The organism is Mycobacterium sp. SMC-4, assembly GCF_025263265.1.
Taxonomy (GTDB): Bacteria; Actinomycetota; Actinomycetes; order Mycobacteriales; family Mycobacteriaceae; genus Mycobacterium.
This window is the reverse complement of the sequence record NZ_CP079869.1, coordinates 1,093,651-1,118,210: the sequence shown is the minus strand read 5'-3', so window position 1 is coordinate 1,118,210 and position 24,560 is coordinate 1,093,651. Positions and strand designations below refer to the sequence as shown.

Below are 24,560 nucleotides of genomic sequence, written 5' to 3'. Positions count from 1 at the left end.
TTACCCCGGTGGAAGCTGGACGCCTGCCTCGATAGCGGCCACCGCCTCGTCAGCGCCCGGGCCACAGATGGTTTGCAAGTCGACCCCTCCAGCGGCAATCAGAGCATCGACCTTGCCCTTGAGAATGCCCGAGGTCAGGTAACTGTAAAGATCCTCGCCCGGACAGGCCGTGCCAGGCGCCACGTCGCGATGACCCTTCAGCGTCTCCGTAGAGACTCCGAAATGCTGTGCAGCCCAGGCAAATGCCTTCGCGGCGCCTTCCAACTGAGCATCACTGACCAACTCTTCGTCGAAATTTCCTTCGCAGAGCACGAGAAAATGGCCGGCCGGGTCGTACTCAGTTGCGGTGTCGCCGGCTAGGTCGTATGACCGCAACTCATAAATGTTCCCCTCGCGGTCGACGCTGACGTGATACGCGATGTCGATCCAGCCATGCTGGTTCTGATGGAACGCCTGATGTTGACGCAGCCGCGCCGGGGCATTGCTGTTGTCGCCTAGGGTTACTGCGGTGTGATGCAGGGTCAGGCGATTGACAGTGTGTGGCCGCCCGCCGGATCGCGGCGCCGCTGCGCCCCATGAGTCGCGACACAGCAGCGTCGCCGGAGCCGCCGCCACCACCGGGGCCGGCTCGACGACGACCTCGGGAATCGGGGCCGGGTCGATGGGCTGAGCCACTGCTGTCGCAGAATCTGCAGGGGGACCACCGCTGTCTCCGGTGCTGCACGCGCTGGCGACGACACCCAGTCCTGCGGCACCGGCCAGCCACAGCGCACGTCGCCGGCTGAAAGACCTCGCGTCGTCACTGAACCCTTCGAACCCGCTCATGGCGATACCATACGGCGATCCCGTCCCGAAAGAGCTCAGTCCCGCATCGAGACTCGGCACTAAGAAGGGGTTGCGGAGACCGGGGAAACCCCGGCGGGCGATGCGTTCTGGCGACGCGTCGAACGTTCGGATGACGCCCGCCAGAACGGACGCCCGTGGACCTGGCTCTGTGATACGTTGACGCACGTCAGCGCTTGATATGTGCGGCGCTCAGTTCGCGTGACGGGGGATCGAGATGGCGAAAGAGTTGCCGCCGAGCAAATTCGGAGCCGGCACGACGTACGGTGGGGCCGGACAGGCTCACGCGCTGACCCCTCCACCATCTCCGATGCCCGCGCCGGCACCGTCACCCATTCGGGAGCCTGATTCGTACTCGACGAACCCCTACCAGGCACCCCCAACTCTTCCCGGCCCGAGCGTGACGGCCGGCTACGCGACACCGCCGCCCACGCCGCACTCGGGACCCGCGTACTCCCCCGCCGCCATGCAGAATCATCAGGTATTCCTAGGAGTGCCGCCAGCATCCGCAGCGCAGCCGGGCCCGGCGATTGCCGCGGCCGTCCTGGGCATCATCGGGGCACTGTGGTACGGCGTCGACACCGTCCGAAGCTGGGATGTCATCTCTTCGCTTCTCTCATCGATCGGGCAGCTGTCCGGTCTGGAGCTGAACGCGTCGATGGCGTTCTGGGCATACGGCTCGGTCGCCGCGGTGATCGGGCAACTGATTTTCGTGCCTGTGCTCCTACTTGGCGCAATTCTCCTGCTGTCTCGCGTCCCAGCTGGTCGATCGTTAATGGTTCTGGGCAGCGTGCTGGTCCTCGCCGCGAACATCTTTTGGGCGATCTACGGGTTCCAAGCGGTCGGCTCCTACCTCTCCGGCAGCGGCGAGTACCTCGCACGGGTTCTGGTAGAGACCGGCCCGCCGGCACTGCTCGCCATCGTCGCACTGGTCCTGGTGAGCCGATCTTCGACCAAACAGTGGTGCCGTCGACCCGCATCTGCTTCGTACTGATAACTGGCAGATGCCCCTACAGAACCGTGCCAAGTAACGGCAGCACGAAGAAGATCATCACGACAACGATAAGAATCACATCGCTGATCACCAGTCCAGCAACCGCGAAACCGTTGGTACCGCGGACCGGAACGTAGGCGACCGGCATCATTACCGGGTACGGAGTCCCGGCCGTCGGATAGTGGTCGGGCTACGCAGCCGCTGTCATCGGGTAGTGAAGACTGGGCGACGGTGGCTCAGGGGCGGCGAATGGGGCGGACGGATGATGCGCTTAAGCTTCGGGCCCCCGACAGTGAACCCCTCGCCGAAACGGCTCGGCGGCAGCGGCCCTGGGCTTTCGGCGTGACTCGTCATCGTTGACTCGCCCTCAAGTCGCCAGTGGGCACCTCACTCATGGCCCCGACAACTGCTGGATTCCGCGGTGAACCTGCACGCCGACGTAGACGAAGGCAGCGACACCGGCGAGGTTGATCAACAAGACGAACATCAACTCCGCCGCGGAATCGTAGCGAATATACCCTCGGGGCCCTGCCGACAATGCCAGCGTCGAAAACAGAACGCGCGTCGACATGACCAATGCTCCCACCAGACACACCCCAAAGAGCAGAAACTGATGTGCAAGTTTGGTTCCCAACGCAAGGTAGAGGAAGCCGACACCCACCCACAACGAGGTGGTGAAGACTGTGATAACGAAACTCGACGGGATGATCAACATCATCAGGGAGATCAGAACCGCAGCGGCATAACTCACGTAAACAGAAGGATCCGGGTTCTTCTGTCGCAAATCTTGGAACCACGGCTGCCGAATCAGCTCTCCCCGCACGCCGCGCTGCATCAATCGTTGGACGAACGAATCACGCGCGGGGGCAGCAGGATAGGACGGAATTGTCGGTCCTCCGACAGGTGTCGAACTCGCCGCGGCAGGGTAGGTCACCGACGGAATAACCGGATTGCTCGTAGGTGGCAGCGCGTTCCGGGGGATCGCTGGATAGGTTCTAGGCACCGGTTGCGATGCCGGGGCGGTGCCGAAGTGCTGGGCCGCCTGACGTCGATAGTCGGCGTGCGGTTGATTGGCAGCAGGCGGCACCCTGGGGCCGACTACCGGCATCGAGCGCTGGTTTGGCAAGGGTGCAGCACCTGGGGGTGACGACGAGGGCGGACCAAAGTCCTGACCCCAAGTCTGTTCGCTGTCGTCGTTATCCATGAGCAACCTCCCGCGCGCAGTCAGTACACATATACAACCGCATCGTTACCGCCGCGGCACGTCAATACGCCTTCCATCACACAGGTCATGGCGTACCACGTCCGTGTTACTGGGCTGTAGGCATTCACCAGCCTCGGTGTGGTCACCCCTGCGGCGTTGACTGCGTCACGGACGCTAATCGCGAATGGACACGACGTGATTGAGGTTCCCGCAGCGGCACGACTGTACGTTCCTGCGACAGGCTCACCGCACGGTGTCGCAGACGGTGGCGGTTGAGCCGCCGGCCGCGCTGGAGGCGGCGGAACAGAACTCGTAGTGGTTCGCAACGTGGTGTACGGCGTCGAAGATCGGGTGGGCGTCGCAGCTGAATCGCCCACCGATGTCGTTCCCGAGGGGATCAGGAATGCCACCAACAAGCCGATCAGCAGAAACCCACCGATGCCGAGTGCGATGAACATGTTGCGGTTGTTTGAGCTCGCGGGGCGGACCGGCGCCGGGCCGAGTGTGGAGAGGATGGGTCCGGGGGTCACGTAGCCGCGGCTCGACGGATCGACCTGATAAACCACTTGATCTGGGTTACTGGTGGTCGATGACGAAGCCCGCGCGTTTCGTCGCGCGGCCCGCCGGTCATCGACCACACACCACGGACAGGGGTCCGCTTCGACCGGTATCTGGTGACCGCGGGGACACGTGCTCAGCTGCATCTGCAATAGCGCGTCCCGCCACTCGGAGGCGGCCGGCCGGTCACTCGGATTGCGTGCGCCGTCAGTAAAGGCGCGTGCGAAAAGCTGCTCGATGTCCGGAGGGAGGAAATTCACCGGCGGCGCCAACGGATGGGTGTGCAGCGCCGACCCCGGCCCGCCTGCCCACTGACCGGATCTGGCCAGCGCCAGAGCATCCGGTTGCTCACCGATACCGGTCCACTCGCCTCTGAGGAAGGGGTGATTCCCTGCCATCAACAGCAGATGGATGTGCACCGCAAGGGCGAAGAGGTCCGACGGCTTGTGTCGCGCAGTGACAACGAGGTCCACACCCGCGAGCTCGGGTGCGGTGAACTCCGGACGGGCCACCCCGCACAAGTACTGGCGACCCGCGCGATCGGTGAATTGCATCGAGTCGCAGTCGACAAGAGTGACCCGCGTGGTGTCATTGACCAAGATGTTGCGCTCTTGGAAATCCCCGATCACCGCATCCACCCGATGCACCACATCCACGGCCAGGCACAAGTTCGCGGCGACGTTGACCAGATGCGACCATGTCACATTGGGTGTCCAGCTCGGCGCTGAGGGAAGCGGATTGGCACGATTGGACGGATTACTTACGGTGTGGATCTCGACCGCGTTCGACGTATCGATCCGCGGCATCAGGTATCCGGCGTAACCGTCGCTCCCATCGAGCAGATCCGTCGGCCAGGTCAGGACCACGAAGCCGTCGGACTGGACCGCGCCGTCGGGCGGTGTTGCCAACATCGCGGCAACTTTGGCCATTTTGGTCGACAGGTCTTTCAGTTCGGGGTGGAATACCTTGGCGACCAGGTCAGGATGCCCAAGGAGCTCGTAAATCGTTCCTTCCCCGGCTCGGGCCAGCACAGCACCCAATTGCAAACTCAACCCGCCGTGGGTCTTCAGATGCATGGTCAACCGGCCTGATCGGGCTCAGCAGAGACCGCCGGTGTCGCGACGCGGCGTTTACGCCACCGATGCCGACCCTTCTCCACGACTGGCTCTGCCGCACTCATGACCGGTGGCTGCTCGCTGGCCAGCGCGGCATCCGTCGGCGGATCCGACGGTCGGGAAACGGGAGCTACGTGACTCGGCGCTGGAAGCGCAGCGGGAGGCGGCGAACCCACTTCGCATCGGACGATCGGGCGCGCCGACGGGTAGTACTTGTCCTCTACCCAGCGCAGAGCGGCCAGCACCATGGTCTTGTCGTCGCCGGTCTGATCGTCTTCGATATCGCGAAGCAATGCGGCGAAATCCGAGGCCTCGGCCCCCGAGCGCACCCGCTGCCACGCACCCTTGAAGAATGGTTCGAATGGTTCTCCGGTCACGATATCGGTGATCTTGTAGCTCATCCCGTCGGTGCTCAATGCAAGTGCGGTGGCACCACTATGGGCCGACGTTCGGAAAGACCTCTCAAACGCCTCGTCACTATGGATGAACCACGTCGTATTGGCGTACTCATCCTTGTCCTCGATGAGGTGCGTTGCGATGCCGTTGCCGCTCTCCGAGGCGATAATTCCGTCGCCGATTTGGCCCATGATCAACAAATCCCGTGAAGCGATGGTCACGGATAACGTCGTTGCGAGTAGCCCGACGGGAAGACCCATCGACTCGGCTCGTCTGGTCACTCCGTCGCGGGCACCGGTGAACACCCAACGCATCATCGCATCGGCATCGGTAGCGCATGCGGCCCGAAAGCCGGAGATGAAATCCTCCTGCATGACCATGTCCAGCACGGTCTGACACGCAGTGTGTGAACCCCACGCGGAGGTGCCCGAAACCGAACCTGCCCCGTCTGCTACCGCCGCGACAATGAAGTCACCGACGTACCCATAGGCGAACGCATCGTCACAGCCCAAGCCGCGGCTGACATGCTGGCTGCCGGTGACGGATGCGCCACATGCCGCCCACTCCCAGCCCCCACCGCGACGCAAATCGTCGTGGGGTGTTGTCACACGCTGGCCCACCCGCTGAGTGGCGGTAACGAAATTTGTTGCCCCATACCGGCGAGCGCTTCATCGGTGCGCGCGAACTCGGTCGAGTTCGAGACATTGCTCAACGAGGCCGAGAGCCATTCGAACAGCTCCTCGTACTTCAAGCCGTCCAGCGGGGCCGGTCCGCGCTGGAGGGACAATCGACTCAACTGCTGCCAGTCCACGTGTGGTCCGGCGCCGACGGCGAAGATGGTCACACCGCGCGCGGCTTCGGTCGCGTTGAGTCGTGCGACCGCCTCGTCGAAGCCCTCATGGTTGGCTTGGCCGTCGGTCAACAGCAAGATCCATGGCCGGTAGTACTGCAGACCAGCCGCCTTGTAGGCCGCCTTGCGGTCTTCGATGATGTCGAGAGCCAGGTGAATACCGGCGGCCATATTGGTACGGCCCGAGGCGGTGAAACGAGTTGGCTGCAAGCCTCGCGCCTCCTGCATCGGCACCAGGACCGTCGCAACGGTTCCAAAGGTGACAACCGCGACTTCGACACGTTTGCTGGCGAGTACGTCGTTGTTGAGGTAATGGGTGAAGGACGCAAAGCCACGTTCCAGAGCGGCAATCGGCGCTCCCTGCATCGACCCAGAGACATCGGCGAGGACGACGCACGAGACTCGGGGGTCGGGGTTCTCATCGTTGAGCTCGACGGCCCAGTCGGACTGATTCAATCCAATCCCTCCAGCAGCATTCGTAACCCCCGATGATGACATCGACGCTCCGATGATCAGCAAATTGGGATTTTGCCACGAAATGTCGCTGTCAAACTGTCGGCTGATCGTACGACACTAACTCCATCAGGTGGCGGTGTCTAAACTTTGCCGACCGATAACGCGACCGAACTGACACCGCCACTCGCGCGACACGCGGCAAAGAACTGCTTACTTGGCCCATTGTGGCTCCAGGAAGAACGCAAGTGACACCGGCGCGGGAAATGAAGGCCGGCCACTCGATCCAGTCGCCGGGTCTCCACCGGCCGGCGGGCCTCAGGAGCATGGGTTCACGGTACCGACGTGCACCTTTGACCAGGCAGGACCCCGTCGCAACAGTCGCGGTCAGCGAGACAAGCCGAGGCCGATCACAATCGTAGCCATCGAGTAGTACGTACCGTCGTAATAGTTTGAGTCGTTGACAACAGAGCTCAGCCAACCGATGAAAATCAAGACGACGACGAAATAGAGAACCACGATTCCGGTGAAGATGTATCCGATGACCAGGCCGGCAATGGCCAGGCCGCGGCCATCCTCACCAGTGCGCTTGATCTGTGACAGTGCGATGTGGCCGAACACGATTCCCAAGGGCGCCAGCACGAGCGCGCAGACCAGGGCGGCGATGGCCATGCCGTTGGTCTTGACCACCGGCACGTAGCCCACGGGCATCACCATCGCCGGATACTGCGTCGGCGCGGGCGGGTAGTGCGCCGGGGCTGGGGGTTCGGGTGCCGGGTAGTGGACCGCGGCAGGCGGTTCGGAAGCAGGGGGCGGGTAGTACATCGGATAGTCGTATGTCGGCACGGGCTCGCCCACACCGTCACCAACGGTGTAACCGGCTCCGAACCTGCTCGGCGGAAGGCGCGGCCCCGGGCTGCCAGGTGATTCATCCATCGGCCATCACCCCTGTCTGTCTGAAAGTCGACGGCAACCGCTGAACGGAATTGGAGACCGTGTCGGCGCACGCGCCGCAGGGTCATAGCCTAAACCCTGACCCCCGTCGGGCGAGCCCTCTCACGTCGAATCCGAGCCAGGTCTCTCCATCAACCACCCTGATGAAGGAGTCGGGCCCCGATACCATCCGTGCATGAAGCGGCTGCGGGTTTTAGCTCTGGTTTGCTGTGCCATCTTGCTGGTGAGCTGCACATCCGATCGCTTGACCGGTTTCTCGCCGGCCCCGTCGACTATCGGGACGCCTGGAGCGCCGTCGGCATCATCGGTGCCGACGGTATTGATCTTGGATGGCTCAGGGTCGATGACTGAAACAGACGCGCCGGGCCCTCGCATCGACGCCGCCAAGACCGCCGCGCGCGCACTCGTCGAGGCACTGCCCGATACCTCCACCATCGCCCTGCAAACATACGGCATCACAACGGGATCCGCTCCCGAGGACAAAGCCGACGGATGCCGCGATGTCACGCTGCTGCTCTCGTTGAGACCCCTGGACCGCGAAGCAATGAACACCGCCATCGCATCGATCGCGCCGTCGGGGTACACGCCGATCAGCTTGGCGCTGCAGACGGCAGCCGATCAACTTCCCGCCGACGACACGGCGCAGGCGATTGTGCTGGTTTCCGATGGCGAGGAAACCTGCGACACCCCACCCTGTGACACAGCGACACAATTGAAACAAGCCCGCCCCGGACTCACCATCTCGACTGTGGGCTTCAAAGTCGACGGTGCCGCCGCAGAGCAACTACGCTGCATCGCCGAGCTCACCGGCGGAATCTACGTCCAAGCCGCAAACGCCGATCAACTCGCCGCCCGACTGATGGCCACCCAGAACATCGACCAAGCCAACACATCGCTGTCCTCCACAGGACTAGGCGGAATCGACCTAGGAACCCCCATCACCGAAATCCGGGATCGATACCCCGACTTCCCCGCTGCTTCCAACTCAGGCACAACAACGGTCACCTGGATCGACTGCGACTTCACCTTCATCGACGGTACCCTCAACGCCATCGCACCACGCGAAGGCGGACGCACCATCGACGGAGTCACCATTGGCGACTCGGTGACCAAAGCCACCGCACTATACGGAGATCCGCTATCCACAACCACTGACAACCGAGACACCACCACAGTGATTTTCGACGCCGACCCCACCACCGACAACGCCTACCAGATGACCATCGAGGGCTTCACCGACACAGGCGCAACCCTCACCGGAACAATCACCTCCATCATCCTGTGCCGATGCAAACCACAAGCAAACACGAGCCCCACCCGGCCCGCTGGCGTCAGCGAAGCCACCGTTCTCAACATGACCTTTCCTCCCGGTACCTGTGGCAGTGAAACCCGCGGCTGGAAGCACGACGTCCCTATCACGGTCAGAGACGGAAGGGGCGAGGCGATGACCGCGTCAGGAGAGTTCGGTGGCGCGTCAATAAGCGGCGCCGAGCTTGCCGGATGGCTCGACGCCGACGGAGACGGTACCGAAGACGCAGTGGTCGCATTCAATTGCTTCGGATCGACATTCGCCATGTGCTGCGCGGGGCGTTCTTCAAATTTGAAGTTCGTTCGCGTGTTCGACTTTTCGAACCCGAACACTCCCGGTCCCATCGGTGACACCATCACGGGGGGTGAATCGGTCGAGCGAGGCGATTCCCATGGGAGAAGAATTGATCAGGTCCGAATTGATGGCGGGTCCCTCATTACCGAGGAACAACTGATATACCCCCACGCAGTCGAATCGGTCGCAGATCTCGGCCATCCACCTGACGCGACAATCGAAGTCACGCACCAGTTTACCGACGGACGATGGGTTTCGACCGAGCGCGTAATCCGTTGAGTGAAGGCCAAGCTTCGATCTCACACCCCCATGGAAGGGGACGGCGGCGGCTCGGTTAATGAGCCCGATTGATCGTGGCCTCCATAGCCATCGTCCAGTCCAGTCGGCCCTGGGCATCCGCAGACACCAACCACGTCATCATCACCCGGTCCCAGTTCCCGTCCGCAGGGCAGCGCGATTGCGTTTCCATACCAACTTGTGTAATGGGCGGTAGGTGATCGGGGTCTGCAGCCCGGATTTCCTAGGTGCCGGTTCGGGATCGCTCGCTCTCATACCTGCTGCCCTGCTGGGTTGGCTCTTAGACGGCTTGCGTCCCGGGCCGGCGCCGCCGGCTGGGAGTGGCTGAAGAGAGGCCTGCAAAGCCGAAAGTTGGTGTGCCCTCCCGCTACTCATTCTTCGTCGACCGCAAGGAGGAACACCACCCCGTGACCGGAGTATTGCACAACGAACGTATTGTGATCGCCGTCGATCCGCACAAAGCATCGTGGACAGCGGCCGCCGTCGATGGCTCGCTGCAACCCGTGGACGTCATCCGCGTTGACGTCAGCCGAGCTGGCTACCAGCGGTTGCGACGGTTCGCTCAACGTTGGAGCGACCCCGGCTGGGCCATCGAAGGCGCAGCCGGCCTGGGCGCCCCCCTGACTCAGCGACTGCACACCGACGGCATCGAGGTGACCGACGTGCCCGCCAAACTCGCCGCTCGAGTTCGGCTGCTCTCCACCGGGCATGGCCGCAAGACCGACGAGGCCGACGCCATCTCGGTCGGTATCGCGGCACTGACTGCCACCCGGCTTCACACAGCGTCGGTCGACGCTGCCATCACCGCCCTGCGCGCCCTGGTGGAACACCGCGAGGACCTGGTCAAAACGCGCACCCAAACCGTCAACCGGCTGCACGTGCTGCTGACCCACCTCACACCGTCAGGAGCGGCGCGTGGTCTGACAGCTGACCGGGCCGCAGACATCCTGCGCCAGGTCCGACCCCGAGAGCCCGCGCTCAAGACGCTGCGCAGCCTGGCTGTTGACCTCGTCGCCGAGATCCGCGCCCTCGACCGGCGTATCGCCAAAGCTGCCGGCGACATCGCAGCCGCCGTCGAATCGTCGGGAACCACCCTGACCGAGCTCAGCGGCATCGGGGTCCTCAACGCCGCCAAGATCATGGCCCGCGTCGGCACCGTTCGCCGCTTCCGCTCAGCCGACGCGTTCGCCACCTACACCGGCACTGCACCCATCGCAGCCTCCTCTGGTGACGTCACCAGGCATCGCCTCTCCCGCGCTGGTGACCGTCAGCTCAACTGCTGCCTGCATACGATGGCCATCACCCAGATAGCCCGTGATACCCCAGGGCGGGACTACTACCGACGAAAACGCGCCGCAGGGAAGAGCCACCGAGAAGCGTTGCGCTGCCTCAAACGACGCCTCTCCGACGTGGTTTATCGACAACTGAACCGCGACGCCACCAGGTTGGGGGCAGGCCCGGGAGGACACTCGGGGGCGACTCCAACATCCAGCGCGGCCAGCTCAAACCCCGCACGCTGACGCTTCGGACAAGTCACTTCCCGAGCCTACCAGCAGCCACACTACAACCGACCCCGATACCGAGCTCTTGACACAGAGAGGCGCCGTCTAGCTGGGCCCAACTCCGACCAGATCAAGTCAAACCACGGGATACCGATTCGATACCGGTGAACGATGCCTCCACAAAACGGCGGAACCGTAGGGATGGCCACGACGCCCACAGTTCGAGCGCACCAATACCCGAAGTCGACTTCTACTGAGTGTCACTGAACAACCGGAACCGCGAAGCCGCCGTCACCCCGACGGCCTCACCTCAAAACCCACCCCAACATAAGGAGTACGCCCGTGCGCCGGCCCGGCCAGCCGCGGCCTCGGTGGGAATGATCGAGGCAGCCCAACGTTCGATTGAAGTGCCGGACATCAGATGTTCTGCTGCACCCTGAATTCATAGACCCTGTTCCCACTTTGATCGGGTCGATAGCCACTGAGTGTGTTGAAAAGGAGATAGCCACCGTCTCCTTCAAGCACATAACCACGCACATTGTGCATCCCCAGTGCCTCATAGGGCGCAAGCCTATTACCGTACGTTCGGAGTAGATCCTCGACAGTGCCACCTAGACGGAACCCCTCTGCGGTTTGAACCACCTGAACCACCTGGTCATCAGGACCTAGCACGACGTTGAGGCCGTTATATCCGTATTCGTAGTACGGGAATCCTTCTGGCAGCGCAGCGGTCGGCGTGGCGTCACATTGCGTGCAAGGCATCACGAATTTGACCCCGGCGGCTCTTTCAACCTCCACTTGGGACATGCCGAGCTTGGCTGACCCGACCGAGCCTGGGGTAACAATAACAACGGGATCCGTCCAGCTACCGGCCTGCTGCGGTGCACACAGGCACAGCACGATCGTTCCTACTCGGCCATACACACGTCCGGCGCTTTCGGCGAAATCGTTGACCCTTACCCGATAGGCTGCCTTCGAATCGCGGTCGGTGCCATCCGCGCGGTAGATAACGGTGTTCGTCGCGGCGTCGACGCTAACAGGTTCCCCGTATAGGTCCGCCATGACTTGAATGTCGGTGCCACGAGTGACTCCGTCGATGGTGCGTCCGCCATTGCGTGGTGCGATGGCGTTGAGAACACCGTCGATGAAGGTGAAGTCGCAGTCGATCCAGGTGACCGTTGTTGTGCCTGTGTCGGAGGCCTGCGGGAATCCGGGATGGGTGGCCCGGATATCGGCGATGGGGGTTCCTAGGTCGATTCCGCCCAGTCCTGTGGAGGACAGCGATGTGTTGGCTTGGTCGATGTTCTGGGTGGCCATCAGTCGGGCGGCGAGTTGATCGGCGTTTGCGGCTTGGACGTAGATTCCGCCGGTGAGCTCGGCGATGCAGCGTAGTTGCTCTGCGGCGGCACCGTCGACTTTGAAGCCCACAGTCGAGATGGTGAGTCCGGGGCGGGCTTGTTTCAATTGTGTCGCTGTGTCACAGGGTGGGGTGTCGCAGGTTTCCTCGCCATCGGAAACCAGCACAATCGCCTGCGCCGTGTCGTCGGCGGGAAGTTGATCGGCTGCCGTCTGCAGCGCCAAGCTGATCGGCGTGTACCCCGACGGCGCGATCGATGCGATGGCGGTGTTCATTGCTTCGCGGTCCAGGGGTCTCAACGAGAGCAGCAGCGTGACATCGCGGCATCCGTCGGCTTTGTCCTCGGGAGCGGATCCCGTTGTGATGCCGTATGTTTGCAGGGCGATGGTGGAGGCATCGGGCAGTGCCTCGACCAGTGCGCGCGCGGCGGTCTTGGCGGCGTCGATGCGAGGGCCCGGCGCGTCTGTTTCAGTCATCGACCCTGAGCCATCCAAGATCAACACCGTCGGCACCGATGATGCCGACGGCACGAATGAAGCTGAATCCTGCTGCTGATCAGTCGGTTCCGAACTGCATGCGCCGAGCATGGCAATGGCCACTAGAATGAACGCGATCGGGCGAAGCATCCCTAGATCCTACGAGTTCAGGATCCGTCGCGTGTCGGACGAACGACCGACATCCTCCGATGTCCCCCCAACGTACGAACTTCCTCAGAGACCTCGTGCTCACCACGACTCGTATGTAATGTTCCCTCTGCCAAGTCAATTCACTATTCACGGAAGCGAGAGGATCGCAATGATAATGGCGAGCACTGCCCGGGCGGTCGCAGTGGGACTTTGCGCCGCAACGATCCTCACCGGCTGCTCGGGCGTTGGCAATCAAGGTGGCGACACCACATGCGCTGACTTCAACGAGCTTGACACCAAGGGCCAAACCGCCGCGATCACAAAAATGTTGCAAGACGACAAGGGCAAAGAGCCCACCAATCTTGAGGTCACCGGAACGAGGCTCTCTGCGACGGCGTTCTGTAAGACGCTGGGCCGAGACTCGTCGAAGATCCGGGACATCAGGACCGGCTAGGCGTGATGCTGGCACACGGCCTACGTTCCGCTGATTGCCTCAAGCACCGCGGGTCGTACAGATTCGATGCGGCGGTGACGAGGTGGGCCCAAGTTGCACCGACGGTCCACTGGGGTGCGGACCTCAGTGGATTCGCCCGGTGGGAAGGATTGCTCAAGGAGTGGATCTCCACCGCCTGTGTGGTGTCGATGCGTGGCATCAGAAAGCCCACGGGCACACCGTCGCGGTAGACCAGCTGCTGTGGCCACGCGAGTACCACGAACCCGTCGTCCTACACGGCGCCGGCCGGGACCGTAGTGACCATCGCTGCGACCTTGGCCACCTTCTCATCCAGATTTTGGAGGTCTGGGTGGAACACCTTTGCAACCAATTTCGCTCGGTGCGCCAACCCGTAGATTGTGCCCTCACCGGCCTTGGCCAGAACCGGACCCACCTCCACCCAGGAGCCGTCGGCCAACGACAGCCGGGTTAGTGAAGCGCTCACCCAATGGCCTTTCGACGCACGTGTCCTCGACGGATCGTCGAAGTGAATATTGCCACTTGCCGCGGCGAAAGGGCGGTGAACGGCGCAGCGGCTATGACCCAGTCGGGCAGGCGCCCCCGCCCATTACATCGAGATTGGCCTGCAGCCATGCGGCGACACGATCGAGGACCGCAGTTCCGCTATCGAAGGTGCCTGCATCAGCGACGGCGGCAACCGCCACAGCAATCTGGCCGGTCGGCGTCGGCACCACGCCGAACTGTCTGACCAGGTAGAGCCCATCTGTTCCCGGGCCCCACCCACCCTTAAAATGGGCGCCCGCGACCCGGCCAAACCCCCAGTCTTGCCCGGGCACAATCTGTCCCATCAGATTCGTCACCGGAGCTGAGCGCGGATCGCAGGCCGCGTGAGCCAAGAACTGAGCCTGTTTGGACAGCGCCCAATTGGTCTGGCCAAATATGGAATATCCGGGTCGGCGCACCTCACTCGGAACTGCGGTAGTTCGATCGCCAGCCGCAGCCAAGACATCCTGCACCCTCTGCGCCGCCGCCGAACCACCCCCGAGCTGGTCCCAGATCGATTGCGCCGCAGCGTTGTCGGACGCTGTGATGGCCGCTCGCACCGACCAGTCAACCTCGTTGCCCGGTTCCTGCAAGAACGCCAGCGCCAATGGAACTTTGATGGTCGACCAGGCGGGACCACTGGACCACGAACCAAGTGCCGTCGCCTGATCGGGCTGATCCAAAGAGACGTAAGCCAGACCGATGTCTGCAGCCAGGTCGCTGCTGAGCGAATCGAACGACGCGGCCAAAATGTCGTCGTCGGCGGGCGGCAACGGGGCATCCGAAACCGTCACAGCCGGCGGCAGAGGTTCACCACTGACGACCGCGGGCGCCGCTTGCGCGGACGAGCCAGAACCGCCTGAAGGCCGCTGCGAGATTCCGTATATCGCAACCACCGCGACTAACACCACGAATGCCAGGCATATCGCGAACTTCTGACTCGACGTCGAGGATCTCGGTAGTCGACGACGAGTCGTTGACCGCTGGCTTGTACGCACCCGGAAAGATTACTGCTGCTTGCCGCCGGCCCGTCGCGCCAAAGCTGCGCAGCCTGCAGCCCGCACTTAGCTTCCGACGGTGAGCCCGACCTTCTGGAACTCCTTGAGATCGCAGTAGCCGGCCTTGGCCATCGAGCGGCGCAAGCCGCCGACCAGGTTCAGCGACCCGAACGGGTCATCGGAAGGTCCGGTGAGCACCTGCTGCAGCGACGGCCGCTGACCCGCAGCGATCTGCAGCAGCGCCCCGCGCGGCAGCGACGGATGCGCGGCGGCGGCCGGCCAGAACCAGCCACCACCGAACGCTTCGGCCGCCGATGCCAGCGGGGTGCCCAGCACCACCGCGTCGGCGCCACAGGCGATGGCTTTGGCCAGGTCTCCCGAGGTGTGCATATCGCCGTCGGCCAGCACGTGCACATAGCGCCCGCCGGTCTCGTCGAGGTACTCGCGGCGTGCGGCGGCGGCGTCGGCGATCGCGGTGGCCATCGGCACGCTGATGCCGAGCACCTCGTCGGACGTCGTCACCCCCTCGGTGGAGCCGTACCCGACGATGACGCCGGCCGCGCCGGTGCGCATCAGGTGCAGCGCGGTGCGGTGGTCGAGCACACCGCCGGCGACGACGGGCACGTCGAGCTCGGAGATGAACGTCTTGAGGTTCAGCGGTTCACCGCCGTCGTGATTGACGACACGCTCGGCCGAGATGATGGTGCCCTGGATGACGAGCAAGTCGATCCCGGCCGAGACCAACACCGGGGTCAGCGCGCGGGCGTTCTGCGGGCTGATCCGCACCGCGGTGGTCACCCCGGCTTCCCGGATGCGCGCGATCGCGGCCCCCAGCAGTTCGGGGTCCAGCGGCGCCGCATGCAGCTGTTGGAGCAGCCGGGTGGACGTCGCGGGGTCGGCGTCGTTCTCCGCGGCATCGATGACCTGAGCGATCTTGTCCTCGACATCGGCGTGCCGGCCGATCAAGCCTTCGCCGTTGAGAACGCCGAGACCACCGAGACGTCCCATCTCGATGGCGAACTCGACCGAGACCAGGGCATCGGTCGGGTGAGCGAGCACCGGGATCTCGAACCGATACGCGTCGAGCTGCCACGCCGTCGACACGTCCTGCGACGACCGGGTGCGCCGGGACGGCACGATGTTGATGTCGTCGAGTTCATATGTGCGGCGGGCGGTCCTGCCCATGCCAATCTCCACCATGTCACGCATCAGTTGATCTCCCCTTCGGCCCCCGCAGACCCTAGCGGGTGTAGTAGTTGGGAGCCTCCACGGTCATCGTGATGTCGTGCGGATGGCTTTCCTTGAGTCCGGCCGCGGTGATCTGCACGAACTGCGCCTGCTGCAACGCCTCGATGGTGGGTGAGCCGGTGTACCCCATGGCCGCGCGCAGCCCGCCGACGAGCTGGTGGATCACGGTGCCCAGCGGTCCGCGGTAGGGCACCCGGCCCTCGATGCCTTCGGGCACCAGCTTGTCCTCGGAGAGCACGTCGTCCTGGAAGTAGCGGTCTTTCGAGTAGGAGCCCCGCAGGTTGCCTGCCGCACCGCGCCCCTGCATCGCCCCCAGCGAACCCATGCCGCGGTAGCTCTTGAACTGTTTGCCGTTGACGAAGATCAGCTCGCCGGGCGATTCGGCGGTGCCCGCCAGCAACGAGCCCAGCATGGCTGTGGACGCCCCGGCTGCCAGCGCCTTGGCGATGTCACCGGAGTACTGCAGGCCACCGTCGGCGATCACCGGCACCCCGTGCGGCGCGCACGCGGCGACCGCCTCCAGGATCGCGGTGATCTGCGGCGCACCCACCCCGGCAACGACTCGGGTGGTGCAGATCGAACCCGGCCCGACACCGACCTTCACCGCGTCTGCGCCGGCCTGCACCAGCGCTGCCGCGGCTGCCCGGGTCGCGACGTTGCCGCCGACGACGTCCACGCGGTCACCGACCGCCTGTTTCAACCGATGCACCATGTCCAGCACGCCGCGGTTGTGCGCATGCGCGGTGTCGACTATCAGGACGTCGGCGCCCGCGTCGGCGAGCGCCATCGCCCGCGACCACGCGTCGTCTCCGACCCCGACAGCCGCACCGACGAGCAACCTGCCGTCGGAGTCTTTGGTGGCCAGCGGGAACTGCTCGGTCTTGACGAAATCCTTGACCGTGATCAGGCCGGTCAGCTTGCCGTGGCCGTCGACGATGGGCAACTTCTCGATCTTGTGGCGGCGCAGCAGACCGAGCGCGGCCTCGGCGGACACCCCCTCCTGCGCGGTGATCAGCGGCGCCTTGGTCATCACCTCGGCGACGCGCTTGTTCTGGTCGACTTCGAAGCGCATATCGCGGTTGGTGATGATCCCGACCAGCTGACCGTCGGCATCCACCACCGGCAGACCGGAAATGCGGAACCGCGCGCACATCGCATCGACTTCGGCCAGCGTGTTGTCCGGGGCGCAGGTGACCGGGTCGGTGACCATGCCCGCCTCGGAGCGCTTGACCGTCTCGACCTGGCCGGCCTGCTCGGCGGCGGGCAGGTTGCGGTGCAACACGCCCATCCCCCCGGCACGGGCCATCGCAATGGCCATCCGGGATTCGGTGACGGTGTCCATCGCGGAGCTGACCAGCGGCACCTTCAGCCGGATTCGGCGGGTGAGCTGGCTGGACGTGTCCGCCGCAGCGGGGATCACGTCCGAAGCGGCGGGCAGCAGCAGAACGTCGTCGAACGTGAGCCCGAGCATCGCGACCTTGGTGGGGTCATCGCCGCCGGTGGACACCGGAACGGCGAGGGGGATGCTGCTTTCGGCGATCGACATGGGGAGGCCTCCAAAAGACAGTGCAGCAGGCCCATACGCGACCTGAACACACATCTTATCGGCAACTCCCCCGCCATTCGGGTCCCCCATGACGGGCGGAGGTGAGCGCTGGCGCGATGGATAGGGGGCTGCGTACTCTTGTGGGCGTGCGAGACCACCTGCCACCAGGACTGCCGCCTGATCCGTTCGCCGATGACCCGAGCGATCCGTCGGCTGCACTCGACGCCCTGGAACCCGGCCAACCGCTGGATCCGCAGGAACGCATCGCTGTCGAAGCCGACCTCGCCGATCTTGCGGTGTATGAGGCGCTGTTGGCGCACAAGGGAATTCGCGGTCTCGTCGTGTGCTGTGACGAGTGCCAGCAGGACCACTACCACGACTGGGACATGCTGCGGGCCAATCTGCTGCAGCTGCTTGTGGACGGCACAGTGCGCCCGCACGAGCCCGCCTACGACCCCGAACCGGACGCTTACGTCACCTGGGACTACTGCCGCGGATATGCCGACGCCTCATTGAACGAGGCCACCTCGGATTCCGACGGCTACCGCTGAGCCAGCGAACCGACTCAGCCGGTTTCCTCCGCCGGGAGCACCGGCAGCAGCGTCGTCGTGGTCGGGATCACCTGCGTCGTCGGTGAGGACGCAGGTTCCTGCGCTTCGGCCGGGGCCACCGTGGTCGTCGGAGCTGTCGTCGGAGCCGGTGCGGCAGCCGGCGGGCTGGTCACCGTCGTGGTGGGAACAGTCGTCGGTGATGGCGCCCCTGGCGTGGTGGGTGATGGCGTCACCCTGACCGCCGAGGTGGATTGCTCGACCACGGTGGATGTCGGCACCGATGTGGGTGCCGGGACCTCGACGGTGGTGGTGACCGGCGGGGATGCCGCCGGCGAGGTGGGTACCGGGGTGGTCGTTGTGTCCCCCGGCTCGGCCGGCGCGGGTTCCTCCACCGGCTCCGGGGGCTGCGGTGAGTCCGGAACCTCGGTCGGCTCTGCCGGGTCGGTCTCGGTCGGCTCGGCCGGGTCGGTCTCGGTCGGCTCTGCCGGATCTGCCGGCTCCGTCTCCGTCGGCGGCGTGACCGCCGGCAAGTCCGGGTCCAGCGCAACGACCGGCACCTCGGGGAACGTCGGTAGGGGCGCGCCGGGGGCCGGTGTCGCAGCCGGATCCTGCGCCTCGACCTTGACGGTCAGTTCCTGCCACTGGGTGACGAGATCCTGCTTGCGTTCGTCGTCACCGACGGTTGCGACCGTGGTCGTGACGGCTTCCAACTTGACCTTGGCGCCTTCCCAGTCGCCCTGCTCGATGAGCTGCGCCACCTGCTGCATCTCGGTCTGCGCGGCGAGGATCACCGCGTCGTCGCGCACCGTGGGCGACTGATCGCCGAACATCATGGTGCGCAGTCCGTAGAGCGCGTCACCGGGACCCGAGCCCGCGACGACGGCGCCGAACCCGCCCAGACACAGCACCGCTGCGGCCGCGGATCCGACCACAGCCAGCGAGATCCGCCGGCGCCGGCCCGGCGAGCCGCCGCGTTCGAGTGCGGCGGCGGCCTCATCCAGCGAGAGCATGGTGCCGACCGGGGTTTCGCGGACGTCGTCACGCCACCCCGACAGCAGCGAAGCCAACTCGGCTTCTCCGCGGTCGGAGGCATACACCGGCTGCTGGGCGGCCAGCGCGTCGAGGAACTGGTCGGTGTGTTTGATGTCGTGCAGCGATGGATCGCCTCCGCTGGCGCCCCCGCGTCCGAAGTCAGGCATAGCCGTGCCCCGCCGTCGTGATCTCGGTCTTCAACCGTGCCAGCGCCCGATGCTGCGCAACACGCACGGCACCGGGTGTGCTGCCGACCGCCTCGGCGGTTTCCTCGGCACTCATGCCGACGACCACGCGCAGAATCAGAATCTCGCGCTGCTTCTCGGGCAGGACCTGCAGCAACGCCTTCATCCGGGCCGCCGACTCGGAGTCGATGGCCATCTGCTCAGGCCCGGCCTCACCGGAGAAGCGCTCCGGGACGACGTCCATCGGATCGGACTTGTTCCGCCCAGCCGCCCGGTGCGCGTCAGCAACCTTATGCGCTGCAATGCCGTAGACGAAGGCCAGGAACGGTCGTCCCTGATCCTTGTAACGCGGCAGCGCCGTGATGGCAGCCAAGCACACCTCCTGAGCAACGTCATCAGCTGAGAGACCACTACGTTCCGCCGATCCCACCCGAGCCCGGCAGTACCGGACGACGAGGGGGCGGATGGTCTCCAGCACCTCCCGGAGGGCGTCTCGACTACCGGCCACCGCCGCAGCGACGACATCATCGAGACGTTCTCCCGAAATTGTCATCGTGCGCGATCTCTCCAGCGTTACGTCGGGACCCACTTCTCCCAGGGGCGAGGTGGCTCTATCGGTCGGTACCATTCGGCGCCGGCTCAGCTAAACAATAACGACCGAGTACGCCGCAACCCCGTTACCGCGATCGCCACACGCCGCCCCATCTGATCACTGCGGCCGCCGCGCTGTCGCGCACGGCTACGACCTGGGCCTTGGTCCAGGTATCGCTGCCGATGTCGGCAAGCAGACTCGCCGCCGCCCAACTCAGCGGCAGCAAAGCGTGCTGCTGGGTGGCCGTCAGCGCGGCCGAGCCGACCCGCCGCGCGCTGTCGAGGTCCCCGGCGCTGCAGTGCGCCGCGGCCAGCACGACATCGGACTTGATCCGGTGTCGCACCGATCCGAGCGGCTCGGCCAGCTCGCAGGCGCGGCGGGCCGACGCCAGCGCGCCGGCGCCGTCCCCGCGCACCATCGCCAGTTCGGCTCGAACCCAGGCCAAGCGCACCGCCAGCCGCGGCACCCCCACGTCGTCGACAACCTGTCCGGCCCGGGTCAGGGCGCGCTGCGAGGCGGCGAATCGGCCGACCCCCAACGCGTCGGCAGCCAGGCCGATGAGCGCGTCGGCGCCGGCCTCGCCGAAGCCCCGTGACAGCGCCCAGGCCCGCCCGTCGTGTCCGCGGGCCCGGTCGTGCCAACCGAGTTGGCGCCAGAACGAGCCTCGCGTGCTGGCGGCCAGCGATGCCAGCCGGCTGTCGGCGGTCAACCGGCGCACCCGGTCGAGATCAGTCAGCGCACTGCCGTAACGGCCCTGTCCGGCCGCAGCGACCGCCCGCAGCCACAACTGTTCGGCGGTGTCCGCCGCCGGGAGCGGCCACCGGCCGGGGTGGGCACCGAACGCCGCCTCGGCCAATTCGGCGGCGGCCAATTCGGCGGTGGTGACTTCGCGCATCGGTCGGCGACGCTATCAGCCGAGAATTTTTCAGACCGCGTCAGTTAACACTTCATGGACGGCGTGTTACGACAATGTCAACGCCGCCGACGATGCGGGTATCGAGTCGCCCGACTCCGCGCGAATTGAACAGCCAAAACAGCCCAGATCCGCGGGGTGTAACCACACTTACATAGCACTGTTCGCGACACGCAAACTGCGCAATGATGAACGTGATGTAAATTTTCTGCCTGCGGATATGCGGTTGCGCACACCCCTACGGTATTGACGGAAATTCCGAAGCCCTTCTACCTTGTGAGCACGAGTGGTCATCGGCGACTGTGCTCGGTTCGATCTACAACTCTGGCATCCATGACGAATGCGAAAAGAGTTGACAGAGAGGGGTTCTCCAATGCCACAGCCGCAACAACTCCCGGGCCCGAACGCCGATATCTGGGATTGGCAGATGCACGGCGTGTGCCGTGGCGTCGATTCCTCGATGTTCTTCCACCCCGATGGCGAGCGTGGCCGAGCCCGCGCACAGCGGGAAATGCGCGCCAAGGAAATGTGCCGGCAATGCCCGGTGATCACCCAGTGCCGCAGTCACGCGCTGGCCGTCGGTGAGCCCTACGGCATCTGGGGCGGTCTCAGCGAGTCCGAACGGGAATTGCTGCTCAAGCGCGGGATCCGCCGCTCGGCGTGATCCGCCGGTGCCGAGCCCCTGGGATCAGCATCGGCACATCGCGGCGGTACTGCCGGTACTGATCGCCCAGCGTCGCGACCAGATCCCGCTCCTCGAAGTGCAGTGCCACCAGGATGTAGCCCGTGGTGGCCGCGGCGAAGAGCAGATGCGGGGCCGACATCGTCGGCGCCGCCCAGAACGCGATCAGGAATCCGAGCATCAGCGGGTGACGCACCACCCGGTACAACAGCGGCGTGCGGAAGTGCGCGCCACCGGGTTCGTGGTGACGCCACGCGTCGAAGGCCTGGCGCAGCCCGAAGAGTTCGCCGTGGTTGAGCATGAACGTCGAGGCCACCACCATGACCCAGCCTGACGCCGCCACCGTCCAGATGACCGCCCGCGCGACCGGCGAACCGACGTGCCACACCGTCGCGTCGAACGTGCGCCACTGCCAGAACAACAGACCCAGCAGCACGCTGGACGTCAACACGTAGGTACTACGTTCGAGAGCGGCCGGGACGAAGCGCGTCCACCACGCCTTGAACCCGGGTCGCGCCATCACGCTGTGCGGAATGGCGAATGCGCCCAGCAACAACATGTTGACGATGACGGCCTCGGCCGGCGACGCGTCGATCCCGCGGTCCACGGTGCGAGGCACCCCGACCCCTGAGACAAAGCCGACGGCATAGAGGATCGCAGCCAGAAATGCCGCGTAGCAGATGATCGCGTAGAGCAGCGCCGCACCGCGGCGCAAAGAAGTCGACATGTCAGTTCACCAGCCCGTTCTGTAGCGCGTACATGCTGGCACCGATCCGGTTGGACACGCCGATCTTGGCGTAGGTGCGTTCCACATGGTTGCGCGCGGTTTTCTCCGAGATCACCAGCGCTGTGGCGATCTCCTTGTTGGACGCCCCGGTCGCGACGAGCCGGAGCACATCGATCTCCCGCGGGGTCAGGCCGTGTGGCCGCGGTCGCAGCCGGCGGGCCCGCCGCCCCGCCGCGTGCAGCACGGCGTCGGTGGCCGCGGAGTCGAGTTCGCCGGCCCGCACCCGCTCCCGCACGCGACGCTCGGCCTCGGAGGCCGGCAGCGCCGGCCGGTAAGGCCGGGGCTCCAGTGCGGCCTGGTAGCTCACCGCCGCGGCGAGGATGCGATCAGGCATGCGCAACGCCGCGCCGACGACGCCGCGCGGGTAGCCGGTGCCGTCGACGCATTCATGGTGGTTGCCGGCCACCTCGGCGACATCCCGTAAACCCGGCACCTGACTGAGAATCCGAACCGTCAGGTACGGATGCAGCCGGACGTGTTCGAACTCGCCGGCCGACAGCTGCGCCGGTTTGGACCACACCCGGTTGGACACCCCGATCCGCCCGAGGTCGTGCACATAGCCGGCGCGCCGCACCGTGGCGATGTCCCCCTCGTCGAGGCCGGCGGCCGATGCCGCACCCGCCGCCAGATCGGCCACCGCCCGCGAATGCCCCAGGGTGAAGGGGCATTTCAGGTCGACGAACTCGCCCAGCGCTTGCAACAGGGCATCCAGGCCGGCGCCGTCGAGATGTTCGCCGCGGTCCGGAGACTCATGCAGCGCGGCGCGCCAGCTGTCACCGGCGACCGGTCCGGCCAGTATCTGCTCGGCGTCGGCGAGGAAGACGTCGGCGACGTCGGGATCGAACTGACCGCCCCTGCGAGATGTGACCATCGCGACCGCGCCCTGGACCCCAACGGTGCGGTGATGGACCTCCACCATGTCGGACAGCTGTGCCACCCGGATGGCGATCGGCAGGTTGTCGCCGGCCACACCGAGCGGTAATCCGCCGCCGTCAAACCGTTCGAAGGTGAAGCCGAGAGCGTGCTGCACGTCGCGACCGAGCCCCATCCGCTCGGCCAGCAGCGCCGCCGACGCGCAATGCGAATGGATCAGCGCCACCAGCTGCGCCCGGGTACTGACCAACAGGGACGCAATGGTCAGCAGTCGTCGCGAGATCGGTTGGCCGCGGCCGATATTGGACAACAGAAAGCGGTAGTACGGTAGCCCTGACCAGTCCACCGCGTAGGAGTCCCTACGCACGGCGATGTCGTCACCGAACCAGCGGGCGTATTCGTGAGAGTCGGCATGACAACCGATCCACATGACCAGCGCGGTGTAGTACACGCAGTCGCGCTGCGGGCGGGTCAATCCGAGACGGTCGGCGATCCTGGTGCCGATCAGCGCCGAGCGCAGCATGTGTTCGGCAGGCTGACCCAGGCCGAGGTCCACGGCCACCGACAGGGCCGCGAGCAACTCGGCCCGCGTCGGGCCCGTCGCTGAGTTCATCGATTCGAGTGTGCGCCTCGAAATGGTCGCGAACATGTCATCTCGCCAGATCAGACGCGGTCCGATGACGGGTGGGGTCAAACGCGTCGAACCGGCCCTGTCCGACCACCGCGAGTCCGCGCTGCGGGGCCCGGAAGTCGCCGAGCCGCGCCTGCTCGGGCAATGGCGCGACAGCCCCGAGATCGTGGCCGAACAGCCGCGCCCGGCTGGTCCGCACCGCCCACATCTGCTGAGGGGCGATGCGGAAATACTGTCCGTTGGGCATCGTGCCGGCCAGACGTACCTGACCGGCACCCAGCACGGCACCGGCGAACCGACCGATCGCGGCCAGCGCACTCGCGCTGGTCCACAACGTATCCGGCAGCCGGGTGGCCACCGAGGTCAGCACGCGGGTCGCGGCGGTGTCCTGCAGTTCGACCGACCACGACAGGATGCCGGGGATGGCGATGTCGAGGGTGTAGTCATCCGTCCAGGTGGTTTCGACGGGGCACACGACCGCGTCGTTGGCGGTGGCCGCGCTCATGTAGCGGGCGCAGCTGTACTCGGCCGACGTGGTGGCGTAGAACGTCCAGCCACCGTCGGGGCCGCGGTGCCACACAGACCGGTACCCCGGCACCGAGTCTGGCAGGAACGAGGCCGCCGGGAAGTCGCGAAACGCGAGGTAATGCCCACTGGCGAACGGCAATCCCATCACGCCGAAACCGGCGACCGTCTCGTCGGACCCCGCGGGCAGTGTCGGTGTGCGGGCCGCCTTGGTGGCGGCGGAGCGTGGTGTGTTCATGCACCCGACG

Annotated in this window: 23 protein-coding genes; 6 read left to right on the top strand and 17 right to left on the bottom strand. The window is 65.1% G+C overall.

Translation table 11 applies throughout. The features are described 5' to 3' along the window. Positions 1–675, bottom strand: coding sequence for a peptidoglycan recognition family protein (locus KXD98_RS05410; RefSeq protein ID WP_260762230.1), 675 nt, complete (start codon positions 673–675; stop codon positions 1–3). A 661-nt stretch (positions 676–1,336) separates the two neighbouring features. On the opposite strand from KXD98_RS05410, the gene KXD98_RS05405 reads away from it, so the two are divergent. Then, positions 1,337–1,837 (top strand): hypothetical protein, encoded by a 501-nt coding sequence (locus tag KXD98_RS05405; protein WP_260762229.1) that lies wholly within the window; start codon positions 1,337–1,339, stop codon positions 1,835–1,837. A 391-nt stretch (positions 1,838–2,228) separates the two neighbouring features. On the opposite strand, the gene KXD98_RS05400 is transcribed toward KXD98_RS05405, so the two are convergent. The 5 genes from KXD98_RS05400 to KXD98_RS05380 form a co-directional block, all read right to left on the bottom strand. Continuing rightward, entirely contained in the window at positions 2,229–3,041 is an 813-nt protein-coding gene (locus KXD98_RS05400) for a hypothetical protein (RefSeq protein WP_260762228.1), read from the bottom strand. 20 nt (positions 3,042–3,061) lie between these two features. Continuing rightward, positions 3,062–4,675, bottom strand: a complete 1,614-nt coding sequence (locus tag KXD98_RS05395; protein ID WP_260765001.1) for a hypothetical protein — start codon at positions 4,673–4,675, stop codon at positions 3,062–3,064. 2 nt (positions 4,676–4,677) lie between these two features. Beyond that, positions 4,678–5,718 (bottom strand): PP2C family serine/threonine-protein phosphatase, encoded by a 1,041-nt coding sequence (locus tag KXD98_RS05390; protein WP_260762227.1) that lies wholly within the window; start codon positions 5,716–5,718, stop codon positions 4,678–4,680. Continuing rightward, positions 5,715–6,416 (bottom strand): VWA domain-containing protein, encoded by a 702-nt coding sequence (locus KXD98_RS05385; protein WP_260762226.1) that lies wholly within the window; start codon positions 6,414–6,416, stop codon positions 5,715–5,717. The genes KXD98_RS05390 and KXD98_RS05385 overlap by 4 nt, the downstream gene beginning before the upstream one ends. 384 nt (positions 6,417–6,800) lie before the next feature. Continuing rightward, complete coding sequence (locus KXD98_RS05380; protein ID WP_396882481.1) at positions 6,801–7,130, bottom strand: DUF4190 domain-containing protein; 330 nt, start codon at positions 7,128–7,130, stop codon at positions 6,801–6,803. A 412-nt stretch (positions 7,131–7,542) separates the two neighbouring features. Here KXD98_RS05380 and KXD98_RS05375 point away from each other — a divergent pair, with 412 nt between their 5' ends. Continuing rightward, positions 7,543–9,249: a VWA domain-containing protein gene (locus KXD98_RS05375; RefSeq protein ID WP_260762225.1), complete on the top strand. Its 1,707-nt coding sequence runs from the start codon at positions 7,543–7,545 to the stop codon at positions 9,247–9,249. Between the two features lie 374 nt (positions 9,250–9,623). Further along, positions 9,624–10,787, top strand: coding sequence for an IS110 family transposase (locus KXD98_RS05370; RefSeq protein WP_260762224.1), 1,164 nt, complete (start codon positions 9,624–9,626; stop codon positions 10,785–10,787). 399 nt (positions 10,788–11,186) lie between these two features. Here the strand turns inward: KXD98_RS05370 and KXD98_RS05365 are convergent, their stop codons facing one another. Beyond that, positions 11,187–12,752 (bottom strand): VWA domain-containing protein, encoded by a 1,566-nt coding sequence (locus KXD98_RS05365; RefSeq protein WP_260762223.1) that lies wholly within the window; start codon positions 12,750–12,752, stop codon positions 11,187–11,189. Between the two features lie 175 nt (positions 12,753–12,927). Between KXD98_RS05365 and KXD98_RS05360 the strand changes: the two genes are divergently transcribed. Continuing rightward, positions 12,928–13,206, top strand: coding sequence for a hypothetical protein (locus KXD98_RS05360; protein ID WP_260762222.1), 279 nt, complete (start codon positions 12,928–12,930; stop codon positions 13,204–13,206). Between the two features lie 271 nt (positions 13,207–13,477). On the opposite strand, the gene KXD98_RS05355 is transcribed toward KXD98_RS05360, so the two are convergent. The 4 genes from KXD98_RS05355 to guaB all read right to left on the bottom strand — a co-directional run bounded on the left by KXD98_RS05355 (position 13,478) and on the right by guaB (position 17,541). Further along, positions 13,478–13,690, bottom strand: coding sequence for a hypothetical protein (locus KXD98_RS05355; protein ID WP_260762221.1), 213 nt, complete (start codon positions 13,688–13,690; stop codon positions 13,478–13,480). 91 nt (positions 13,691–13,781) lie between these two features. Continuing rightward, a complete protein-coding gene (locus KXD98_RS05350; protein WP_260762220.1) occupies positions 13,782–14,522 on the bottom strand; it encodes a hypothetical protein in 741 nt (246 codons plus the stop codon). A 291-nt stretch (positions 14,523–14,813) separates the two neighbouring features. Further along, a complete protein-coding gene (locus KXD98_RS05345) occupies positions 14,814–15,947 on the bottom strand; it encodes a GuaB3 family IMP dehydrogenase-related protein (protein ID WP_260765000.1) in 1,134 nt (377 codons plus the stop codon). Positions 15,948–15,987: 40 nt separating this feature from the next. Further along, positions 15,988–17,541 (bottom strand): IMP dehydrogenase, encoded by a 1,554-nt coding sequence (guaB, locus tag KXD98_RS05340; protein WP_260762219.1) that lies wholly within the window; start codon positions 17,539–17,541, stop codon positions 15,988–15,990. 146 nt (positions 17,542–17,687) lie between these two features. On the opposite strand from guaB, the gene KXD98_RS05335 reads away from it, so the two are divergent. Further along, complete coding sequence (locus KXD98_RS05335; RefSeq protein ID WP_260762218.1) at positions 17,688–18,092, top strand: DUF5319 domain-containing protein; 405 nt, start codon at positions 17,688–17,690, stop codon at positions 18,090–18,092. 14 nt (positions 18,093–18,106) lie between these two features. Here the strand turns inward: KXD98_RS05335 and KXD98_RS05330 are convergent, their stop codons facing one another. The 3 genes from KXD98_RS05330 to KXD98_RS05320 all read right to left on the bottom strand — a co-directional run bounded on the left by KXD98_RS05330 (position 18,107) and on the right by KXD98_RS05320 (position 20,796). Continuing rightward, positions 18,107–19,291: an anti-sigma-D factor RsdA gene (locus tag KXD98_RS05330; protein ID WP_260762217.1), complete on the bottom strand. Its 1,185-nt coding sequence runs from the start codon at positions 19,289–19,291 to the stop codon at positions 18,107–18,109. Further along, positions 19,284–19,862: a sigma-70 family RNA polymerase sigma factor gene (locus KXD98_RS05325; protein WP_260762215.1), complete on the bottom strand. Its 579-nt coding sequence runs from the start codon at positions 19,860–19,862 to the stop codon at positions 19,284–19,286. Before KXD98_RS05325 ends, KXD98_RS05330 begins: the two co-directional genes overlap by 8 nt. 124 nt (positions 19,863–19,986) lie before the next feature. After that, positions 19,987–20,796: a hypothetical protein gene (locus tag KXD98_RS05320; RefSeq protein ID WP_260762214.1), complete on the bottom strand. Its 810-nt coding sequence runs from the start codon at positions 20,794–20,796 to the stop codon at positions 19,987–19,989. 391 nt (positions 20,797–21,187) lie between these two features. Here KXD98_RS05320 and KXD98_RS05315 point away from each other — a divergent pair, with 391 nt between their 5' ends. Continuing rightward, positions 21,188–21,478, top strand: a complete 291-nt coding sequence (locus KXD98_RS05315) for a WhiB family transcriptional regulator (protein WP_260762212.1) — start codon at positions 21,188–21,190, stop codon at positions 21,476–21,478. Here KXD98_RS05315 and mddA read toward each other — a convergent pair. Genes mddA through KXD98_RS05300 form a run of 3 tightly spaced genes read right to left on the bottom strand, consistent with a single transcriptional unit; the run spans position 21,450 to position 24,550 of the window. Then, positions 21,450–22,211, bottom strand: a complete 762-nt coding sequence (gene mddA / locus KXD98_RS05310) for a methanethiol S-methyltransferase (protein WP_396883112.1) — start codon at positions 22,209–22,211, stop codon at positions 21,450–21,452. The genes KXD98_RS05315 and mddA overlap by 29 nt on opposite strands. 13 nt (positions 22,212–22,224) lie before the next feature. Then, a complete protein-coding gene (locus KXD98_RS05305; protein ID WP_260762209.1) occupies positions 22,225–23,769 on the bottom strand; it encodes an HD domain-containing phosphohydrolase in 1,545 nt (514 codons plus the stop codon). A 37-nt stretch (positions 23,770–23,806) separates the two neighbouring features. Then, positions 23,807–24,550 (bottom strand): hypothetical protein, encoded by a 744-nt coding sequence (locus KXD98_RS05300; protein ID WP_260762208.1) that lies wholly within the window; start codon positions 24,548–24,550, stop codon positions 23,807–23,809. Positions 24,551–24,560 lie beyond the last annotated feature (10 nt).

Bases quoted from the DNA above. Each gene is read 5' to 3' on its own strand.
- KXD98_RS05400 (WP_260762228.1), bottom strand. From the start codon at position 3,041: ATGGATAACGACGACAGCGAACAGACTTGGGGTCAGGACTTTGGTCCG.
- KXD98_RS05395 (WP_260765001.1), bottom strand. From the start codon at position 4,675: ATGCATCTGAAGACCCACGGCGGGTTGAGTTTGCAATTGGGTGCTGTG.
- KXD98_RS05380 (WP_396882481.1), bottom strand. From the start codon at position 7,130: ATGGTGATGCCCGTGGGCTACGTGCCGGTGGTCAAGACCAACGGCATG.
- KXD98_RS05375 (WP_260762225.1), top strand. From the start codon at position 7,543: ATGAAGCGGCTGCGGGTTTTAGCTCTGGTTTGCTGTGCCATCTTGCTG.
- KXD98_RS05365 (WP_260762223.1), bottom strand. From the start codon at position 12,752: ATGCTTCGCCCGATCGCGTTCATTCTAGTGGCCATTGCCATGCTCGGC.
- KXD98_RS05360 (WP_260762222.1), top strand. From the start codon at position 12,928: ATGGCGAGCACTGCCCGGGCGGTCGCAGTGGGACTTTGCGCCGCAACG.
- KXD98_RS05345 (WP_260765000.1), bottom strand. From the start codon at position 15,947: ATGGTGGAGATTGGCATGGGCAGGACCGCCCGCCGCACATATGAACTC.
- guaB (WP_260762219.1), bottom strand. From the start codon at position 17,541: ATGTCGATCGCCGAAAGCAGCATCCCCCTCGCCGTTCCGGTGTCCACC.
- KXD98_RS05330 (WP_260762217.1), bottom strand. From the start codon at position 19,291: ATGCCTGACTTCGGACGCGGGGGCGCCAGCGGAGGCGATCCATCGCTG.
- KXD98_RS05325 (WP_260762215.1), bottom strand. From the start codon at position 19,862: ATGACAATTTCGGGAGAACGTCTCGATGATGTCGTCGCTGCGGCGGTG.
- KXD98_RS05320 (WP_260762214.1), bottom strand. From the start codon at position 20,796: ATGCGCGAAGTCACCACCGCCGAATTGGCCGCCGCCGAATTGGCCGAG.
- KXD98_RS05315 (WP_260762212.1), top strand. From the start codon at position 21,188: ATGCCACAGCCGCAACAACTCCCGGGCCCGAACGCCGATATCTGGGAT.
- KXD98_RS05305 (WP_260762209.1), bottom strand. From the start codon at position 23,769: ATGAACTCAGCGACGGGCCCGACGCGGGCCGAGTTGCTCGCGGCCCTG.
- KXD98_RS05300 (WP_260762208.1), bottom strand. From the start codon at position 24,550: ATGAACACACCACGCTCCGCCGCCACCAAGGCGGCCCGCACACCGACA.